The following is a 16,580-nucleotide window of genomic DNA, read 5'->3' as shown; positions in this document are numbered from 1 at the left end:
GACGCACGAGAGGAAAACGCGCGGAAAGGAGGGGCATGAAAAGGGGTGGCTGGAGGCTGGCGCTTGTAGCGCTGCTCATACTGTCCACCGCCCTCCTCGCGGGCGGCTGCGGATGCTCCCTCACCAGGATCATCACCCAGGTGGGCGTCACCGTGCGTGGCCTGGCCGCCGCCGGCGAGATCAGCAGGAAGGCCAACGAGGGATACGACGTGCGCGAGGCGCGCGCCAAGTGGATGGAGGCCCTGGACGCCTACAACAAGGGTGATTTCGGCCGCGCCGGCAGGCTGGTGGACGAGACCTACCGCCTCCTCGACGACGTGGAGCTGGTGGCGGAGCGCGTCCATTACACGAGCCTGGACGGCCTCCCCGTATCCGGTCTCCTCTTCCGCCCACCCGACGGCGACGGCCCCTGGCCGGCGGTCATCGTGAACCACGCCGGCTTCGGGACGGCCGGGGACTTCAGCGACGTGGCCCTCCTCATCCGTGATCGCGGCTACCTGGTCTTCAACCCCGATTTCCGGGGGAGCGGGGAATCGCAGGGTTCCCACGAGGGAGCCAAGGGAGAGGTGGACGACGTCATAGCCGCCATTGACTACCTGGTCTCGCAGGGACTGGTCGAGGACGGGCGCATCGGGATGTACGGGCAGAGCCACGGCGCCGCCGTCTCCATGCTGGCCGCGGAGCGCGACCCCCGCATCAGGGCGGTGGTGGCGGAGGCCGGCTTCTACGACGCGGCGGACCTCTACTACAACGCGGCGAACAGCGGCGACCCCCAGCTCAGGTCGCTCAAGGACCAGTTCCTGCCCATGGTGGGCGGGACGCCGGAGGAGAAGCCGGAGGAGTACGCGGTGCGTTCGGCGCTCAACTACGCCTCCGCAACGCAGGCCGCCGTCCTCCTCGTGCACGGCGAAAAGGACCCCCTCTGCCCCGTCGACCAGGCCCGCCGCATGTACGAGGCCCTGCGCGCGGCCGGGAAGACGGTGGAACTGAAGGTATACCCCGACGAGGCGCACTGCGTGAACAGCCCGCTTGGAAGGCAGGAAGTATGGCAACTGATGTTCTCCTGGTTCGAGAGATACCTCTAGAAGGCGAAGTGAGCGTCGCCGCGAAGGCTGCCGGGAACGGGAGGGGGCCCGCAGGCGGGCTCCCCTTGCCGCGGGGTGATGCCCATGGCCCGTGAAGGGAGAAACCTCCCCGACCCGGTATCCCCGGACCTCTACACGCGGCAGTATTTCACCACCGACTGCGAGGGCTACGACATCTTCGCCGCGGGGCTGGAAAAGATCCCCGAACGCATACGGGAGGCGCTGGACGCGGCGGGGGACCTCTCCGGGAAACGGGTGCTGGACATCGGCTGCGGCCGCGGCGAGCTGGCCTGCGAGGCGGCGAGGAGGGGCGCGCACGCCGTGGGCATCGACTACGCGGAGGCGGCCCTGGAACTCTCGCGGGAACGCCGTGCGCTGCTGGACGAGGACGCGCGCCGGCGCGTGGAATTCATGCTCTCGGACGCCAAGGGCCTCGCCTTCCCCGACGGCTCCTTCGATGTCGTCTTCTTCGTGGACGTCTACGAGCACCTGCATCCCCACGAGATCGAGAGCACACTGGCGGAGATCGGGCGCGTGCTGCGTCCGGGAGGGTCGCTCATCGTGCACACCGGGCCCAACACCTGGTTCTACCGTTTCGGCTACCCCCTGGTGAGGGCGGCGGCGAGGCTGCTCCTGCGGAGGGAATTCCCGCAGAGCCTGCGCGGCCAGTACGACGACGTCATGCACGTCAACGAGCAGAGCCCCCTCAGCCTCCTGCGCGGCCTGCGCAAGGCGGGTTACCGAGCTTCCATCCGGCCGCGCAGTTTCTTTCCCGGCATCCAACCCGCTCCCTGGGAGAAACTGGTAATGAAGGCGCTCTTCGCCCGCCCCCTGGGTTATTTCTTCTGCACCAGCCTCATGGCCGTCGCCTCCCCCCGTCCCCGGGGGAGCGAGGCGGAGGTGCGGGCGGAGTACATGGCGCGGCTCCTGAACCCTCCCCGCGGCGCCCGCGTGCTGCTGGTGGGAGAGGAGGAGGGCCTGCTGGCAAGGCGCCTGGCGCGCCTGGCCGGGGTCGAGGTGACCTGGCTGGAACCTGGGCCGCGCGGGGGCGCGCATACCGCCGCGGAGGCGCTGCCGGGGGACGGGTACAGGCGCCTGACGGGGGACCTTCTCTCCCTCCCCTTCGCGGACGGGAGCTTCGACGCCGTGGCCTCGCAGTTCACCCTGGACCGCGCGGATGATCCCGCGGCGCTGCTGCGCGAGTGGAGGCGCGTTCTCGCGGCGGGGGGCGCCCTGGCGCTGGCGGTGCGCAACCGCCTCTACCGCGGAATGGAGACGAGGCCCGTGCCCCCTCCACGCCTCGCCTTCTCCCCGCGCGAGCTGAGAGTGCTGGCGGAAAAGGGCGGCTTCCACGTGGAAGGGACCCCGACCCTCTTCCCGGACCTCAAGCTCCCCGCCCTCTACCGCGGCGACCACTCCTTCTTCCTCTACCTGGCGGGATGGCCCTTCCTCGCCAAGCGGGGGAGGGTCCTTTTCCTGCGGGCACGCAGGACCGGCGACGCAGGGGGGACGGCGGGTTGAGGGTGGGCATAGACGCGCGGGGGCTCGGCAACGCCAACCGCCTGCGGGGCATAGGTCGCTACACGGCATGCCTGGTGGAGGCCCTGGCGAGGAACGCCGGGGAAGAAATGGAATTCCTGCTCTTCGGCTACGGGGATGGGCCCCATCCCGGCCTGCTGGACGCGGAGGCGCGGCGGCGCGTGCACTGGTGCCCCCTGCCATCCCTGGAAAAGTATTCCTACCCGGGCATGCTGGCGGAACACCTCCTTTACGCCCGCGCGGTAGGCAGGGCCGGCGTGGACGTCTTCCACGGCATCGACCACAACCTCACCCCCTTCCTCCCCTGTCCCAGCCTGGTGACCGTGCACGACCTCATACTGCTGGTGCTGCGGGGCCCCTACCTGGGCCCCACCGCCTGGGCGTGGATGCGCTTCCACCGCGCGGCCGCCAGGCGCGCCGGCCGCGTGATCGCCGTCTCCCGCAACACGGCGCGGGACGTGGAGCGCCTCTGGAAGATCCCACCGGAGCGCATCGCGGTGGTACACGAGGGCGTGTCCCCGCGGTACGCGCCGGTGCGCGAGAGGGAGAGGGTGCGGGAGGTGCTGTCACGCCACGGCTTGGAAGGCCCGTACTTTCTCTACCTGGGCGGCTTCGACCCGCGCAAGAACCTGCACGTCATGCTGCTGGCCTTCAAGCGCTTCCTGCTCGCGCACAGCGCCTCCCACCGCATGGTGATGGCGGGAGACCGCCGCGGTTTTGAGGCCTACCTGGACGGGCTCGTGCAGGAGCTGGGACTGGAAGAGGAGGTCGTCTTCACGGGCTTCCTCCCCGAGGAGGACCTCCCCGCCCTTTACTCCGGGGCGGACGCCTTCATCTGCGTCTCCCTCTACGAGGGTTTCGGCCTTCCCCTGCTGGAGGCCATGGCCTGCGGGACGCCGGTGCTGGCCTCGCGCACCTCGTCCCTGCCGGAGGTGGTGGGGGACGCAGGCCTGCTGGTCGACCCCGCGGACGCGGACGGGATCGCCGGGGGCATGTTAAAATTGGTAGAAGATACCAGGTACCGGGAGGAGCTGGCGGAGAGGGGCCTGGCAAGGGCGGCTTCCTTCACCTGGGACCGTGCCGCCCTCGAGGTGCTCTCCCTCTACCGCCGCGTGGCGGGGTGGTGCGCGACATGAAGCTGACTGCCGGTGACGTTAAAGCACGCGGCCTGCCGTCTTCCCGCAAGACGGCGGCGCTGCTCGCCGCGATCGCGGCCACCGGTGTCCTCGCTGGGCTGATCTCCACCCGCGCCCCGGTGATCGCGACCTGCGCCGTGATAGGGGGGTGCGCCCTCTTCGTGCTCATCTACCACCACCTGTGGGTGGGCATAGCCCTCTTCGCCGTCTTCAACCTGGTCATCCCCCAGGCTGGACCCACCTGGAACCTGGGCCTCGGGACAGCCATGCTGGGGGAGGGGCGCGGCATCCATTTCAACCTCCAGGAGATAGTCATGGCCATGACCTTCGTGGCGTGGGTGATCAAGGCCGCGAACGGGAAGGCGGAGTGGAAGACCTACAGCCCCATGGTAATCGGCATCGCCCTCTACGTCGCCACCTCCATCCTGGCCAGTTTCATAGGCATCATCAACGGGGCGCACGGCCTGGTGCTCGCCTTCCGCTTCGTGCGCACCGTCGTCTTCGTCTACATGTTCTTCCCCGTGATCAACATCGTGCGCACGCGCGAGGATTTCCACCGCCTGGTGGTGATCATGCTCGTCTGCTTCACCCTGGTGGCCGTCTTCGGCCTGGTGCAGAAGGGCATCGGGCAGACGAAGACGGAATGGATCGCGGAGCACGTGCTCAACAGGCTCGGCTACCCGCAGCAGGTCAACTACGTGGCGGGTGAGAGCGAGGGCCAGGCCTACCGCATCAACTCCACCTTCCTCCACCCCAACATCCTGGGAGGGTACCTTGTCTTCGCCCTCCCCTTCTACGTGAGCCTGCTCAGCCTCTACTGGCGCCGTCGCAGGACCTTCATCTGGTTCCTCCTCCTGCTGGGCTTGGGCGCCAACCTGGCCGCCCTCTTCCTCACGGGCTCGCGCGCCGCCTGGGTGGCCTTCGGCGTCATCGCCCTCGCCTACGGCGCCTTCGGTTTCATGGACCGCCGCGTGTGGCTGGCCGCGGCCACGGTCGTCATGATCGTCGCCCTCGTTTTCGTCATGCTGCATCCCCCGGATTTCGTGCAGAAGAGGTTCTCCGGCCTGAGCGCCAAGGAGGCGGTGGAGGCGCGCACGTACTCCTACAGGATAGCCTTCGATTACTTCCTGGAGCGCCCCCTCTTCGGCCTGGGCATGGGCATGGAGGGGCAGCGCATCATAGACAACAATATCCGCCAGACCTGGGCGGCGGTGGAGAACGCCTACCTCACCTACCTGGTCTCCCATGGCCTGGTGGGTCTGACCGCCTTCCTGCTCCTTTTCGCCATCTACTGGGGGACGCTGCTGCGGGCGCGTTCTGCGTCCCGTCACGACCCCTATATCTACTTCCACGCGGAGGCCTTCATCCTCGGCATGGTGGGCTACGCCGTGGCCAACATGTTCGGGGCGTGGATCCTCTTCGCCATCCCCATGCTCACCCTCTTCTGGTTCTACCTGGGCATGGGAAGCGTGCTCTACAACCTTTACCGCGAGGAGGCGGCGACCAGGCCCGCCCCGCTCTTCGCGGTCGGCGGGGCCGCGTCCTCTCTCCACGGCCCCGGCTCCCTCCGGGGGGTCACGCCCTGACCTCGCGGCGGCGCCGAGGTGGCTTTTCTTCCCACGGAAAACGACGGAAAACCCGGTCACACCTTGACCTTGCAGCGGCTCGAGCAGGGGTTCCGGATGACGGCGGTCCCTTCTGGTCCTTTCCCATGATCTGCCTTATGACCTGCCCTTGTTGTGACAAAGCTGTCACGTTTTCGAGAAACGTTCACAAAACCCCTATATTCATGTATAATTGTCATACAATCGAATAGGCGAGCGTACGATGGGGAAAGCGAGGATCCGTAACCTCAAGCTGGTCGCCTGGGTTGCGGGGAGCGAGTGGTGAAACCGGCCCGATCGTGTAAACGGTCGGGTTTTTTATACGGGTATTGAGAACCGGTTAGCAAAAGGAGGATGCAAGAGGATCGCAAGGGCTGGAAAAGGGGCAGGTTTTCCGGTCTGGTCCAGAACTGACTCGGCGTGGCTGTAAAGGGCATATCGTCATCCTACCCCTCTAACCCGATGATTTACCTGCATCCCCGGCTCCTTCGTCCATACCCGGCAGCCGACGAAACGGAGCGGCAAAAGGCAGTCTTAAGCGGAGGTGACGTATCGTGAAAAGGCGAGAGCGATGGCTGGTGGTCCTCTCCATCGCCGTCCTTCTCCTGGTGACCCTTCTGGGGGGCATCGTCAACGCACTGGCCGGAGACGGCGAGGCGGCTGAACCCGTGCAGGAGACGACGGCGGGAGAAACGGGCGACGGAACGGCGCTGCTGCCACAGGAAGCCCCGGCTGAGCCGGGGAACGGCGGTGAGGTGGCCGAGCAGGCGGCACCTGGGCCGCAGGTAGAGGAAGGCGGCGGGGGAACGGAAAGCACCCAGGGGGAATTATCCCCCCTCTGCTGGCCTACGCCGGAGCCGGAGCCCAAGGGAAAGATCTGCGTGGTCAAGTTCCTCGACCTGGACAAGGACGGCAAGAAGGACTGCGGCGAGGGCGGGATGCCCGGGGTTACCATCAAGCTCAACGGCGGTAATCCCAAGACCACGGGGAGCGACGGGACGGTATGCTACGACGGCCTGGAAGCGGGCTGGTACACGGTGAGCGAGGTGGTGCCGGCGGGTTACCGCGCCACCACCGACACCTCGTACCGCGTGGAGATCACCAAGAATTGTTACGGTTCCTATTCCATCTCCTGCACGACCCCCTCCTGTTCTTACAACACGGTGACCGTTTTCTTCGGGAACACGCCCGTGGAACCGCCCGAACCCGGCTCCATCTCCGGGCACAAGTACGAGGACCTGGACGGGGACGGGGTGCTGGACGCCGGCGAGCCGGCGCTGGAGGGAGTGAGGATCGAGCTCTGGCAGGGAAGCACCATGGTGGACTGGACCACCACGGGAGCAGACGGCAGCTACTTCTTCGGCGACCTCGACCCCGGCACCTACACGGTGAAGGAGATCCTGACCTCGGAGTGGGTGGCCACCAACCCGGCCGACGGCTCCCACGACGATATAGCGGTGGCCGAAGGGCAGGACATAACCGACCTCGACTTCCTCAACCGGCTGCATGAGCCGGTTGTCTGCAACGATGGCATAATTGAAGCCAGAGTGAGTGTGGACAGCAACTGCAATGGGAAGTTCGACGGCGGCGACACTCCACTTGACGGCGTAACCCTGAGGCTTTTCCATATAGAACACGACGGTGGACTCACCCCGGTGACACCCCCCAGCCAGATAACAGGCCCCGGCTGGGGATGGGAGGTGCTATTTTATATAATCAAGATCCCCGTGAACTATACTGGGGGCCACGTTATCTGGGAAAACCTGCCACGCGCTTATGCCGGTGACCAGTTCGCCTGGTACAAGCTGCAACTGGTGGTACCGGAAGGCTATGATGCCGTCGGTGATACGGAATACGATCTTCCCCTGCGGAACTGTCCGCTCCCCTGCTACTGGTATCGCAGAGATTTCCTGCTTCAAGGCCGCTTCCACATCTCCGGGCACAAGTACGAGGACCTGGACGGGGACGGGGTGAATGATCCCGGCGAGCCGGCGCTCGAGGGAGTGAGGATCGAGCTCTGGCAGGGAAGCACCATGGTGGACTGGACCACCACGGGAACTGACGGCAGTTACCTCTTCGACGATCTCCCGCACGGCGTCTACACCGTGAAGGAGGTGCTCGACCCCGGCTGGTCCCCCACCAATCCCGCTGACGGCGTGCACGAGGACGTCGCGGTGGGCTGCGGGGACAACGTGGAGAACCTGGACTTCCTCAACCAGCGCGAGCACTGCTCCATCTCCGGACACAAGTTCGAGGACCTGGACGGGGACGGGGTAAAGGATGCCGGCGAGCCGGCGCTGGAGGGAGTGAGGATAGAGCTTTGGCAGGGGAGCACCATGGTGGACTGGACCACCACGGGGGCGGGGGGATTCTATTCCTTCACCGACCTCCCTCCCGGCACCTACGACGTGAAGGAGGTGCTCGACCCCGGCTGGTTCCCCACCAACCCCGCTGACGGTGCGCAAGAGGGCATCGTGGTGAGCGGGGACGACGTGGAGAACATCGACTTCCTCAACTGCGAGTACGGGTCCATCTCCGGGCACAAGTACGAGGACCTGGACGGGGACGGGGTAAAGGATGCCGGCGAGCCGGCGCTGGAGGGAGTGAGGATAGAGCTTTGGCAGGGGAGCACCATGGTGGACTGGACCACCACGGGGGCGGGGGGATTCTATTCCTTCACCGACCTCCCTCCCGGCACCTACGACGTGAAGGAGGTGCTCGACCCCGGCTGGTTCCCCACCAACCCCGCTGACGGTGCGCAAGAGGGCATCGTGGTGAGCGGGGACGACGTGGAGAACATCGACTTCCTCAACTGCGAGTACGCCTCCATAAGGGGCATCAAGTTCCTCGACCTGGACGGCGACGGGATCATGGATCCCACCGAGGAGGGGTTGGACGGTGTGACCATCACCCTCGATCCGGGAGGCCTCTCCACCGTCACCGCCGGCGGGGGCCAGTTCTCCTTCGAGAACCTCGTGCCCGGCGACTACACGGTGTCCGTGGACGAGTCCTCCGTGCCCGGTTACTACCCCACCACCCCCACCTCCCTCCCCGTGGGACTGGAGTCCGGGGAGACGGAGACGGTCTCCTTCGGCAACAGCCCCTACGGTTCTATCTCCGGCCATAAGTGGCTGGATGCCGACCTCGACGGGGTGTGGGATGCCGGAGAGACGGTGACCATCCCCGGCGTGACCATCAAGCTCTACGAGGGCGACTCCCCGTTGGGGGATCCCATCGCCACCATGGACACGGGGCTGGACGGTTCCTACGCCTTCCCCAACCTGGAGGCGGGTACCTATACCCTGGTCGAGGAGGCGGAGGAGGGTTATTTCCCGACCACCCCGACCACCTTCGTGGTGGAACTCTCCCCGGGCGAGGGAGAGGAAAGGGACTTCGGCAACTGCCCCTACTCCCGCATCGACGGGCTCAAGTTCGAGGACCTGGACGGGGACGGGGTGCGGGACGAGGGCGAGGAGGGCCTCAAGGACGTGGAGATCACCCTCACGGGCCCCGATGACCTCACGGTGACAGCCTACAGCGGCGAGGACGGCACCTTCGCCTTCGAGGACCTCATCCCCGGCGACTACACCGTATCCGAGAAGGTGCCCACCGGTTATTACGCCACCGGTCCCGTGAGCGTGGACATCACACTGGAGCCTGGCGACGAGGCATCGGTGATCTTCTCCAACGCCCCTTACGGTTCCATCTCCGGCACCAAGTGGCTGGACGTCAACCGCAACGGCGCCATAGACGACGCGGACACGCCGCTGGCGGGCGTCACCATCAAGCTGGAGGGGGAGACCCTTGGCGGCGAGTTGGTGAGCTTCACCCAGACCACCGCCGATGACGGCACCTACGCCTTCCCCCTGCTCGAGGCGGGGGATTACACGGTGAGCGAGGAGTTCGACACCACGAAATACTATAACGTCTTCGAGACCAGCATGGACGTTGAGCTGGCCCCGGGGGAGGACAGGGACGACATCGACTTCCTCAACGCGGACGTCCCGGTGGGAGGCGAGGTGGTGACCCCGCCCAAACCTCCGGCGGTCACCGCCGGCACCACGGCGCTCCCGGCCACGGGCATGGAGCAGCTTCCCCTGCTCCTGCTGGCGGCGGGCTTCGTCCTCGCAGGCCTGGTCCTCCTGGCACTGGGGCTGCGCCGGCGTTACGGACGGCAAGCGGTCTAACAGCGGTCGCTCTGCGACGTCACACCGCTTAAAGGAGAGGGCTCCCTGAGGGGGCCCTCTCCCCCTTTGCCTGCCGGACCACGGGCCACTCTCCGCTCACCCCCAGGACAAACGGGAAGTGCCAAGTGCGGTGATGTATGAAACGGGGCACCCGGTTGCCTTTCCCTCCCCGCTCCGATAACCTAAACCGGGAAAGCGAGGTGGTCAGGCATGACGGGCAAAACGGAAGGCGATATCGAGGGAGTGCTGGTAAAGCCGCTCGCCAGGTACTGTGACGAGAGGGGTTACCTGCTGGAGGTGCTGCGCGACGACGACGGGCTGCTGGAGCGCTTCGGGCAGACCACCTTCACCCTCACCTACCCCGGGGTGATCAAGGCCTTCCACTGGCACCGCAAGCAGCACGACCTCTGGTTCGTGGCCACGGGGGAGGCGAAGGTGGTTCTTTACGACCTGCGCGACGACTCGCCCACCCGCGGCGTCACGCAGGTGATCTACGCGGGGGAACACCAGCCGCTCCTCATCGTCATCCCCCCCGGCGTCGCCCATGGCTACCAGGTGCTCGGCGACAGGCCGGTGGGCCTCTTCTACCACACCACTTTCTCCTACGACCCCGCGCAGCCGGACGAGGAACGCATCCCCTACGACGACCCTTCCATCGCCTTCGACTGGGGTGCCTGAACCCGGAAAGGAGGGGTGTCCATGCGCGTGATCATCTGCGGCGCCGCGGGGCAGCTGGGCTCGGACCTGGTCGAGGTCTTCCGCTCGCGGGGACACGAGGTGTTCGGGTTCGACCTCGACCTGGACATCACCGACCACGGTCTGGTCATGGAGAAGATCCCCCCGCTCCGTCCCGACCTTCTCATAAACACCGTCGCAGACATCGACGCAGACCGGGCCGAGCTGGACCCGGAACCCTCCCTCAGGGTCAACTTCACCGGCAACCAGAACCTGGCGCTGGCCTCGCTGGAATGCGGGTGCGCCATGGCCTTCATCAGCTCCGACTACGTCTTCGACGGCAGGAAGGGCGCCGCCTACAACGAGTTCGACGCCCCCAACCCGCAGTCCGTTTACGGCAGGGCGAAACTGGCCTCTGAGCGCTACCTCGCCTCCCTCCTTCCCCGCCACTTCATCTTCCGCACCCAGTGGCTCTTCGGCAGGGCGGGCAGGCGCAACTTCGTTAAGAGCATCCTCCGCAACGCCAGGGAGAAGGGCGCCCTGCGCGTGGTCACCGACGAGGTGGGCACCCCCACCTACACCGGGGACCTGGCCGGGATCATCCACGACGTGTGCGTCTCCGGAAAGTACGGGCTCTACCACGCCACCAACCGGGGTGTCTGCTCGCGCTACGATTTCGCGCGGGAGATCGTGGACATCGCCGGATGGAAGGATATTCCAGTCGAACCCATACTCTACGCCGACCTCAACCTGCCCTGCCCCCGCCCCCCTTACTCGCCCCTGGACAACATGAACCTGCGCCTGCAGGGGTTCCCGGCCGCCAGGCACTACAGCGAGCCCCTGGAGGAGTACGTCGCCTGGCTCCTGGAAAACGACGGATTCTGATGGGCGGGCTCCGGACGATCGCTTGCCGGCGCCCAACGGCGTCCCTGTAGCCGTCAGCGCACGGATCCGGTTACACGGGAACAAGACCAGGAAACGGCGAGGGACAGCGCGACGGCAAGCCAGAATCCCCATCCCGTGCCCGCCAGGGCTCCGCCCAGGGAGATGCCGGACACCCGTTCGTAACCGAAGCCGCCCAACACGCGCAGGCCGAAAAAGAGCGCCGCCGTCGCCACGCAGAGAAGGGAAAAGGCCCTCATGCCCCTCGTCCACCAGCTGTCGGAACCCACCCCCAGGAAGAGCATGGCGTCGCAGCCGAGGACCGCGGTCGCCAGGCAGGCCAGCACGATACCCTCGGGGAAGGAGATGCCCACGAGGGCGCGCGAGGGGTTCAACCCCTTCCCCACCCAGGGGAAAAGGGTGGTGGAGGCGAGCAGCAGGGCGAGGGCCGCGGCCGTCGCGCCGTAACGCGTGTCGACCCGTGAACCCGCCTTTTCCCCGCGCGCGGGGACCCCGAAGGGGACGTAAGCCGGCTGGGCGAGGGTGCCCCCTGCTGCCACGGGAACCGACCCCATCCCGGCGACACGCGAGGCGCCGCCTTGCTGCGCGTATCCCCTTCCCGCCGGAGCGCCAACCCCTGCGGCCTTCACGCCTCCCGTTTCCCGCCACGGGCTTACGCGGCCACCCGCGGCCTCCTCCGCCTCAACCGCGGCCTCTTCCCCGCCCGCTTCCCCCTCCGGCGGCTCCGACCGGTATATGCGGGCGATGAGCTCCTTCCACTCCCTGTCCCGGCGGAAGTCGTAACCGCCGATCTCCTCCCCGGCGCCGGCATCCAGGTCGATCCTGCGCGCCTCCGCCAGCTCGCTCCGCAGGGCGCTCTCCTTGTCGAAAGCCTTCTCCTCTTCCATGTCTTCCGTTGCCATGCCCAGTTCGACGCGCACCTTCATGAGATCCCGCTTGAACTCCTCCATGCTCCGGTATCTCCGCTCCGGGTCCTTCTGCAGGGCACGATGCACGCACTGCACCAGCCTGGCGGGCAGGTCCTTCCGCAATTCGCCGAGGGGCACGGGCTCTTCCGAGGCCACCTTGAAGATGATGGCGTAGTCGTTCTCGGCCTCGAAGGGACGGCGACCGGCAAGCATCTCGTAGATGGAAACCCCCAGGGAGAAGATGTCCACGCGGTGGTCGTAGGGCTGACCCTTTACCAGCTCGGGGGCCAGGTAGTTGGGGGTCCCCATGATCACGTCGGTATGGGTGCGGTCGCTCATCTTGAGCATCTTGGCGATGCCGAAATCGGCCACCTTGATGTTCCCGTTCTGGAGCACGAAGATGTTGTCCGGCTTGACGTCCCGGTGGATGACGCCGCGGGCGTGGGCGTAGCCCAGGGCCTCGCAAACCATGGGGGCGATGCTCATGACCTCCTCGGGGGAGAGCATGCGCTCCCGCAGGACGTCGCGCAGCGTCTTCCCCTCCAGGTATTCCATGACGATGAACTGGCGGTCCCCGGAGCTGATGATGTCGTGCACGGTGAGTATGTAGGGGTGGGCGAGTTTCGCCGCCGCCTTGGCCTCCAGGGTGAAGCGCTCGCGGACATCCCTTATCTCATCCTCGCCGAGGTAGTCCGGAACGGCCAGCTCCTTGAGGGCCACATCCCTTTCCAGGATTGAGTCCCGGGCGAGGTAGACGCGCCCCATCGCTCCGCGGCCGATCTCCCTGATGATGCGGTATCTTCCCGCCACGTCTTCAACCACCCACCGTTTACAGCCATAACCGTACTACATTTCCGTTAATGGGTTATCGACAATTATGCCCGCCGACCTGAATATGGCGACACCGCGGAATCTCGTTCCACTTCCCACCCTTGAAAATGGATGGAGTCGAACATGGATGGGGTCAGGCAACGCCTGTGCTCAAGCACGGATGGGCTCAAACACCGCCCACGTTCGAGGAAAGCGAGGGAGGAAAGGAACCGGGTACCGGGCGCGCACCGACGGCCGCTGACCCTCAGGCGCGGAAGACCACCTTCAGGGTGCCCAGGAAGATCTCGTCTCCGTCCGCAAGGGGCCTGGGCTCGAAAGCCGCCAGGCGCTCCCCGTTTACGTGCGTGAAGTTGGTGCTGGAGAGGTCCATGATATAGTAGCGGTCCCCTCCCAGGCGGGTTATCTTGGCATGCCTCCGGGAAACCCCGGCGTCCACGCCCCCGTAGGGGGTGAGATCGATGTCGGGGAAGGCATGGCTCGCGGGGTCCACCCTGCCCAGGGTGTACTCCACCTTTTCCTCGAGGCTCACGGGGGCGCCCGCGCCCTCTATCTCCAACGTGGCCATACCTTATTTTTACCAGTATAGGCTCGCAAGGTAAAGCCCGGCATGGGGCGTTCTCCCGATCCTTTTCAACCCCGAACGCCTACTAAAAACGTCACGGCATCACGGTCCGCCCACGACACTTCCGGTCCCCTTCGCGAAAGACCGCCGGCGCGGGGGATCTCCCGCGCCGGCGGTCGACAACCGGCCGACACGACGGGTCGACGATCCCTGTCAATAATGGATCTCCATGGCCCGCGGAGGACAGGCCTTGACGCAGAGCTCGCAGGCCACGCACTCCTCCTCTTCGAACTCCACCCGCATGGTGGCGGGGTCGATTTCGAGGGCGGACGTGGGGCACACCGCCAGGCAGGCGCCGCAGTGGGTGCACCTCTCCTCGTTGCGCCGGATGTCCTGGGAGAGTGGCTGGATGCTCACGCCGCATGACCTCAGGTATTCCACGCCGCGCAGGTAGTCGGCCTCCTCGCCCGCGAGCTCCAGGACCAGCAGCCCCTCCTCTCGCGGGGTGATGGAGGCCTTGAGGATGTTGAAGTCCAGCCCGTAATCCCGCACCAGCCTGCTGACGATGGGCTTGTCCACCTGCTCGTGGGGAAAGTGCAGGACCACCTTGTGCCTTACCATTCAGATCACCCCCTCATCGCGATGCGCGCAGGGCAAGAGCTCAACGGGGCTTGAGAGGAGGAAGCGTCCTTCCTCTATCCACGCCTTCAAGGTCAGCGCTATCTCCCGCGCGCGGTGGTAACTGGAAAGGGGAGCGGTTGGTATCTCCTTGCCGTCAAGCACTATGCGCCCGCTCCGCAACTGGGCGTAGGTGACCTCTCCCAGCACCCTTCCCGTGCCCTGGGGATAATCCGTGGAGTAGTCCACGACGGGTGCCACGAGGTCCTCGTCCCGCACCGCCGCGGCCCTCACCACGTCCTCGTCCAGGACGGGTATGGGGATGCCGATCCCCACGGCGAGGGTGGCCCCGTATCCGAGGATGGAGTATCCCGTGAGGTAACGGGGGTTCATGCCCCTGAGGTCGCCGATGACCGAGAGGGTGCCGGCGGGGCGCCTGGGCGCTCCCCCCTCCGTGCGGGGAACATCCGTGTTGTGCTGCGTGCCGTACCAGGCGACGTACCCCGTGCCTCCTCCCAGGAATATGCGCGTGCCTATGCCGATGGTCCTGAAGAGGGGGTCGTTCAGCAACGGCGAGAGCTGCCCCGCGCTGCAGTAGTTGGCGTTCCCCAGGTTTGGCCTCAAGACGCCCATGTAGGTGTAGATGACCCGGTCGGAGAGGTTCACCGCCACGTTGTAGTTCTGGTAGGCGTTGCGCGGGTTGAAGAGCCAGGCCTCCTTGACGTCCGCCAGGGTGATGTCCCTTTCCCAGTGGCGCAGCGGGTAGCAGTCTGTGCCGTAGGACTCCGCCCTCAGGTGCACCTTGCGCCCCGCCACCAGGTCCTCGATGACGTGCCCCCCTCCGTAGCGGAACTCGCCCGGGAAGACCTCGTTCAGGGGGTCGTGCACGGCCATCTCCGTGGCCCCGATGTAGATGTCCACGGCCGCTATGCCGCAGTACGCCGGCACCTCGTTAAGCCAGGCGCGGTGGATCTTCATGCGCGGCTGGGCGTGTCCCAGGTTGATGAAGGCCCCGGAGGAGCACATGGGACCGAAGGTGCCCGTGGTCACCACGTCCACCGTGGCGGCGACCTCCTCCACGCCCTTCTTCTCCACGAGGTCGATGATCTCCTCGGCGGTGACCACCACCGCCTCGCCCCTCCTGATGCGCTCGTTGATCTCCTCTATCGTCTTCGCCATTTTGCAGATACCTCCCATTCCATTATTTACCATTTCACCCTGGGAGGCCGCGCATGATCCATAGCAACGCCATCACCTTCCTTTCCCTGTCTACATCCGTGGCCAACGGCAGGAGCCGACACCCGGGGCCGGCTCCTGGACCACGCCCCGCGCAAAACCCGGGGGCCCGGCCCCGGGTGATGCGCACGTGCTCCCGTTCCCGCGAAAAGAAATACCGCCGGCGAAGGCGCACGGCGGTATGCACTACCGTATCACCCGCACCGGGTACGGCGCCGCGGCGCGATACCCTCGCCCATGGTAACGGGGGCTTCCGTCCTCGCCTACTCGCTCCTCGCTCTTCGCTCCTCGCTTTCAGCGGGCAGCTCCGGGGCCATCTTCGGCCCGCTTCGCGCACCGGTTCTCAACCTCGGCCCGGCTCTCTGTAGCGCTACCCGCGGGCTTACTCCTCCCCTTCATCGCCTTTCGCGGTGTCTATGCGATTGTCAATAATCCCCAGCCGCGGGGAATAGGGATAATATACGCTTGCCGCCCCGCCCTGTCAAACTCAACCGCGCACCACGAGGACGGGACATTTCGCGTGGTGCACCACCCGGTTGCTCACCGAGCCCAGGAGGAATCCTCCCAGGACGCCCCGGCCGTGACTGCCCATGACGATCATCTCGTAGCCGCCGTCCTCCGCCTCCTGCAGTATCTCCGTCGCGGGGTTGCCGAAACGGAGCCTTACGGTCGTGCGCAATCCGGCCGCCCGCAGGGATTCCGCCTCGGCGGACAAGGTCTCCTCCGCCTTGCCGCGCAGTTCCTCCTTCAACTCCTCCGTGGGAGGGAGGATGACCTCCGGGGCGACGAGGCCGTCCGACCAGAAGGTGGCGTACGCCGGCTCCTCAACCACCGCGAGGAGGACCACCTCGCAGGAGCTCCCGGCAAGCAGGCGGGCGGCGAAATCCATGGCCTTGCGGGCCGTCTCCGAACCATCCGTGGGAATGAGCACCTTGCTCAACATACCCTTACTCCCCTCATCAAGATCTTTTTCGGGAATCCTCTCCGCAAAGCCGGCAGCATCCGAAGAGAGTTTCCCTAACGAAACATACCACATTTCCACAGGCTACTTCACCCTTCATTGGTTTATATTTGCGTCTTAACCAGGATGAACTGCTAAAACTCGATCCCGAATGCAGAAAAGTCCTGCAAATTGCAACTTCACCTTCTGAAAAATCAACCTTGCCACTGCCATAATGTTGTCACTGCCATGATGTATAAGAAAATCATAAGTCAAACGATACCAGAATGAACATTTTCAAGATAAGGCTGTCGGATGAGGTAGCGTATAACAAATTGTGTCTGGACTCCTAGAGC

12 protein-coding genes and 1 riboswitch are annotated in these 16,580 nt (G+C 65.6%); of the genes, 7 read left to right on the top strand and 5 right to left on the bottom strand.

The features are described from left to right. The first annotated feature begins 35 nt into the window (after window positions 1-35). From H5T73_06155 to rfbD, 7 genes are all read left to right on the top strand, one after another. Entirely contained in the window at window positions 36-1,085 is a 1,050-nt protein-coding gene (locus tag H5T73_06155; GenBank protein ID MBC7247343.1) for an alpha/beta fold hydrolase, read from the top strand. 78 nt (window positions 1,086-1,163) lie between these two features. Then, complete coding sequence (locus H5T73_06150) at window positions 1,164-2,606, top strand: class I SAM-dependent methyltransferase (protein MBC7247342.1); 1,443 nt, start codon at window positions 1,164-1,166, stop codon at window positions 2,604-2,606. After that, the gene (locus H5T73_06145) at window positions 2,603-3,760 is read left to right on the top strand and encodes a glycosyltransferase family 4 protein (protein MBC7247341.1); all 1,158 of its coding nucleotides are present in this window, start codon (window positions 2,603-2,605) and stop codon (window positions 3,758-3,760) included. Before H5T73_06150 ends, H5T73_06145 begins: the two co-directional genes overlap by 4 nt. After that, window positions 3,757-5,346: an O-antigen ligase family protein gene (locus H5T73_06140; protein MBC7247340.1), complete on the top strand. Its 1,590-nt coding sequence runs from the start codon at window positions 3,757-3,759 to the stop codon at window positions 5,344-5,346. Before H5T73_06145 ends, H5T73_06140 begins: the two co-directional genes overlap by 4 nt. Before the next feature lie 236 nt (window positions 5,347-5,582). Further along, window positions 5,583-5,667: riboswitch (cyclic di-GMP riboswitch) on the top strand. 251 nt (window positions 5,668-5,918) lie between these two features. Continuing rightward, window positions 5,919-9,551 carry a carboxypeptidase regulatory-like domain-containing protein gene (locus H5T73_06135; protein MBC7247339.1) on the top strand — a complete coding sequence of 1,211 codons (3,633 nt, stop codon included), beginning with the start codon at window positions 5,919-5,921 and terminating at the stop codon, window positions 9,549-9,551. Between the two features lie 210 nt (window positions 9,552-9,761). Then, window positions 9,762-10,229 carry a dTDP-4-dehydrorhamnose 3,5-epimerase family protein gene (locus tag H5T73_06130; protein ID MBC7247338.1) on the top strand — a complete coding sequence of 156 codons (468 nt, stop codon included), beginning with the start codon at window positions 9,762-9,764 and terminating at the stop codon, window positions 10,227-10,229. A gap of 21 nt (window positions 10,230-10,250) precedes the next feature. After that, window positions 10,251-11,111: a dTDP-4-dehydrorhamnose reductase gene (rfbD, locus tag H5T73_06125; protein MBC7247337.1), complete on the top strand. Its 861-nt coding sequence runs from the start codon at window positions 10,251-10,253 to the stop codon at window positions 11,109-11,111. Window positions 11,112-11,164: 53 nt separating this feature from the next. Here rfbD and H5T73_06120 read toward each other — a convergent pair whose 3' ends face one another. The 5 genes from H5T73_06120 to H5T73_06100 form a co-directional block, all read right to left on the bottom strand. Then, window positions 11,165-12,859, bottom strand: coding sequence for a serine/threonine protein kinase (locus H5T73_06120; protein MBC7247336.1), 1,695 nt, complete (start codon window positions 12,857-12,859; stop codon window positions 11,165-11,167). Between the two features lie 253 nt (window positions 12,860-13,112). Next, window positions 13,113-13,424: an FHA domain-containing protein gene (locus H5T73_06115; protein ID MBC7247335.1), complete on the bottom strand. Its 312-nt coding sequence runs from the start codon at window positions 13,422-13,424 to the stop codon at window positions 13,113-13,115. 219 nt (window positions 13,425-13,643) lie between these two features. After that, window positions 13,644-14,051, bottom strand: a complete 408-nt coding sequence (locus H5T73_06110; GenBank protein ID MBC7247334.1) for a 4Fe-4S binding protein — start codon at window positions 14,049-14,051, stop codon at window positions 13,644-13,646. After that, window positions 14,052-15,245, bottom strand: coding sequence for a homocysteine biosynthesis protein (locus H5T73_06105; protein MBC7247333.1), 1,194 nt, complete (start codon window positions 15,243-15,245; stop codon window positions 14,052-14,054). Window positions 15,246-15,771: 526 nt separating this feature from the next. Next, the gene (locus H5T73_06100; GenBank protein ID MBC7247332.1) at window positions 15,772-16,227 is read right to left on the bottom strand and encodes a universal stress protein; all 456 of its coding nucleotides are present in this window, start codon (window positions 16,225-16,227) and stop codon (window positions 15,772-15,774) included. Window positions 16,228-16,580 lie beyond the last annotated feature (353 nt).

This window comes from Actinomycetota bacterium (assembly GCA_014360655.1).
Classification (GTDB): domain Bacteria; phylum Actinomycetota; class Geothermincolia; order Geothermincolales; family RBG-13-55-18; genus JACIXC01.
The sequence above is the reverse complement of the archived record's forward strand: the minus strand, read 5'-3'. Positions and strand labels throughout refer to the sequence as shown.

Coding starts and splice junctions, on each gene's coding strand:
- H5T73_06155 (MBC7247343.1), top strand. CDS start 36: ATGAAAAGGGGTGGCTGGAGGCTGGCGCTTGTAGCGCTGCTCATACTG.
- H5T73_06150 (MBC7247342.1), top strand. CDS start 1,164: ATGCCCATGGCCCGTGAAGGGAGAAACCTCCCCGACCCGGTATCCCCG.
- H5T73_06140 (MBC7247340.1), top strand. CDS start 3,757: ATGAAGCTGACTGCCGGTGACGTTAAAGCACGCGGCCTGCCGTCTTCC.
- H5T73_06130 (MBC7247338.1), top strand. CDS start 9,762: ATGACGGGCAAAACGGAAGGCGATATCGAGGGAGTGCTGGTAAAGCCG.
- rfbD (MBC7247337.1), top strand. CDS start 10,251: ATGCGCGTGATCATCTGCGGCGCCGCGGGGCAGCTGGGCTCGGACCTG.
- H5T73_06110 (MBC7247334.1), bottom strand. CDS start 14,051: ATGGTAAGGCACAAGGTGGTCCTGCACTTTCCCCACGAGCAGGTGGAC.
- H5T73_06105 (MBC7247333.1), bottom strand. CDS start 15,245: ATGGGAGGTATCTGCAAAATGGCGAAGACGATAGAGGAGATCAACGAG.
- H5T73_06100 (MBC7247332.1), bottom strand. CDS start 16,227: ATGTTGAGCAAGGTGCTCATTCCCACGGATGGTTCGGAGACGGCCCGC.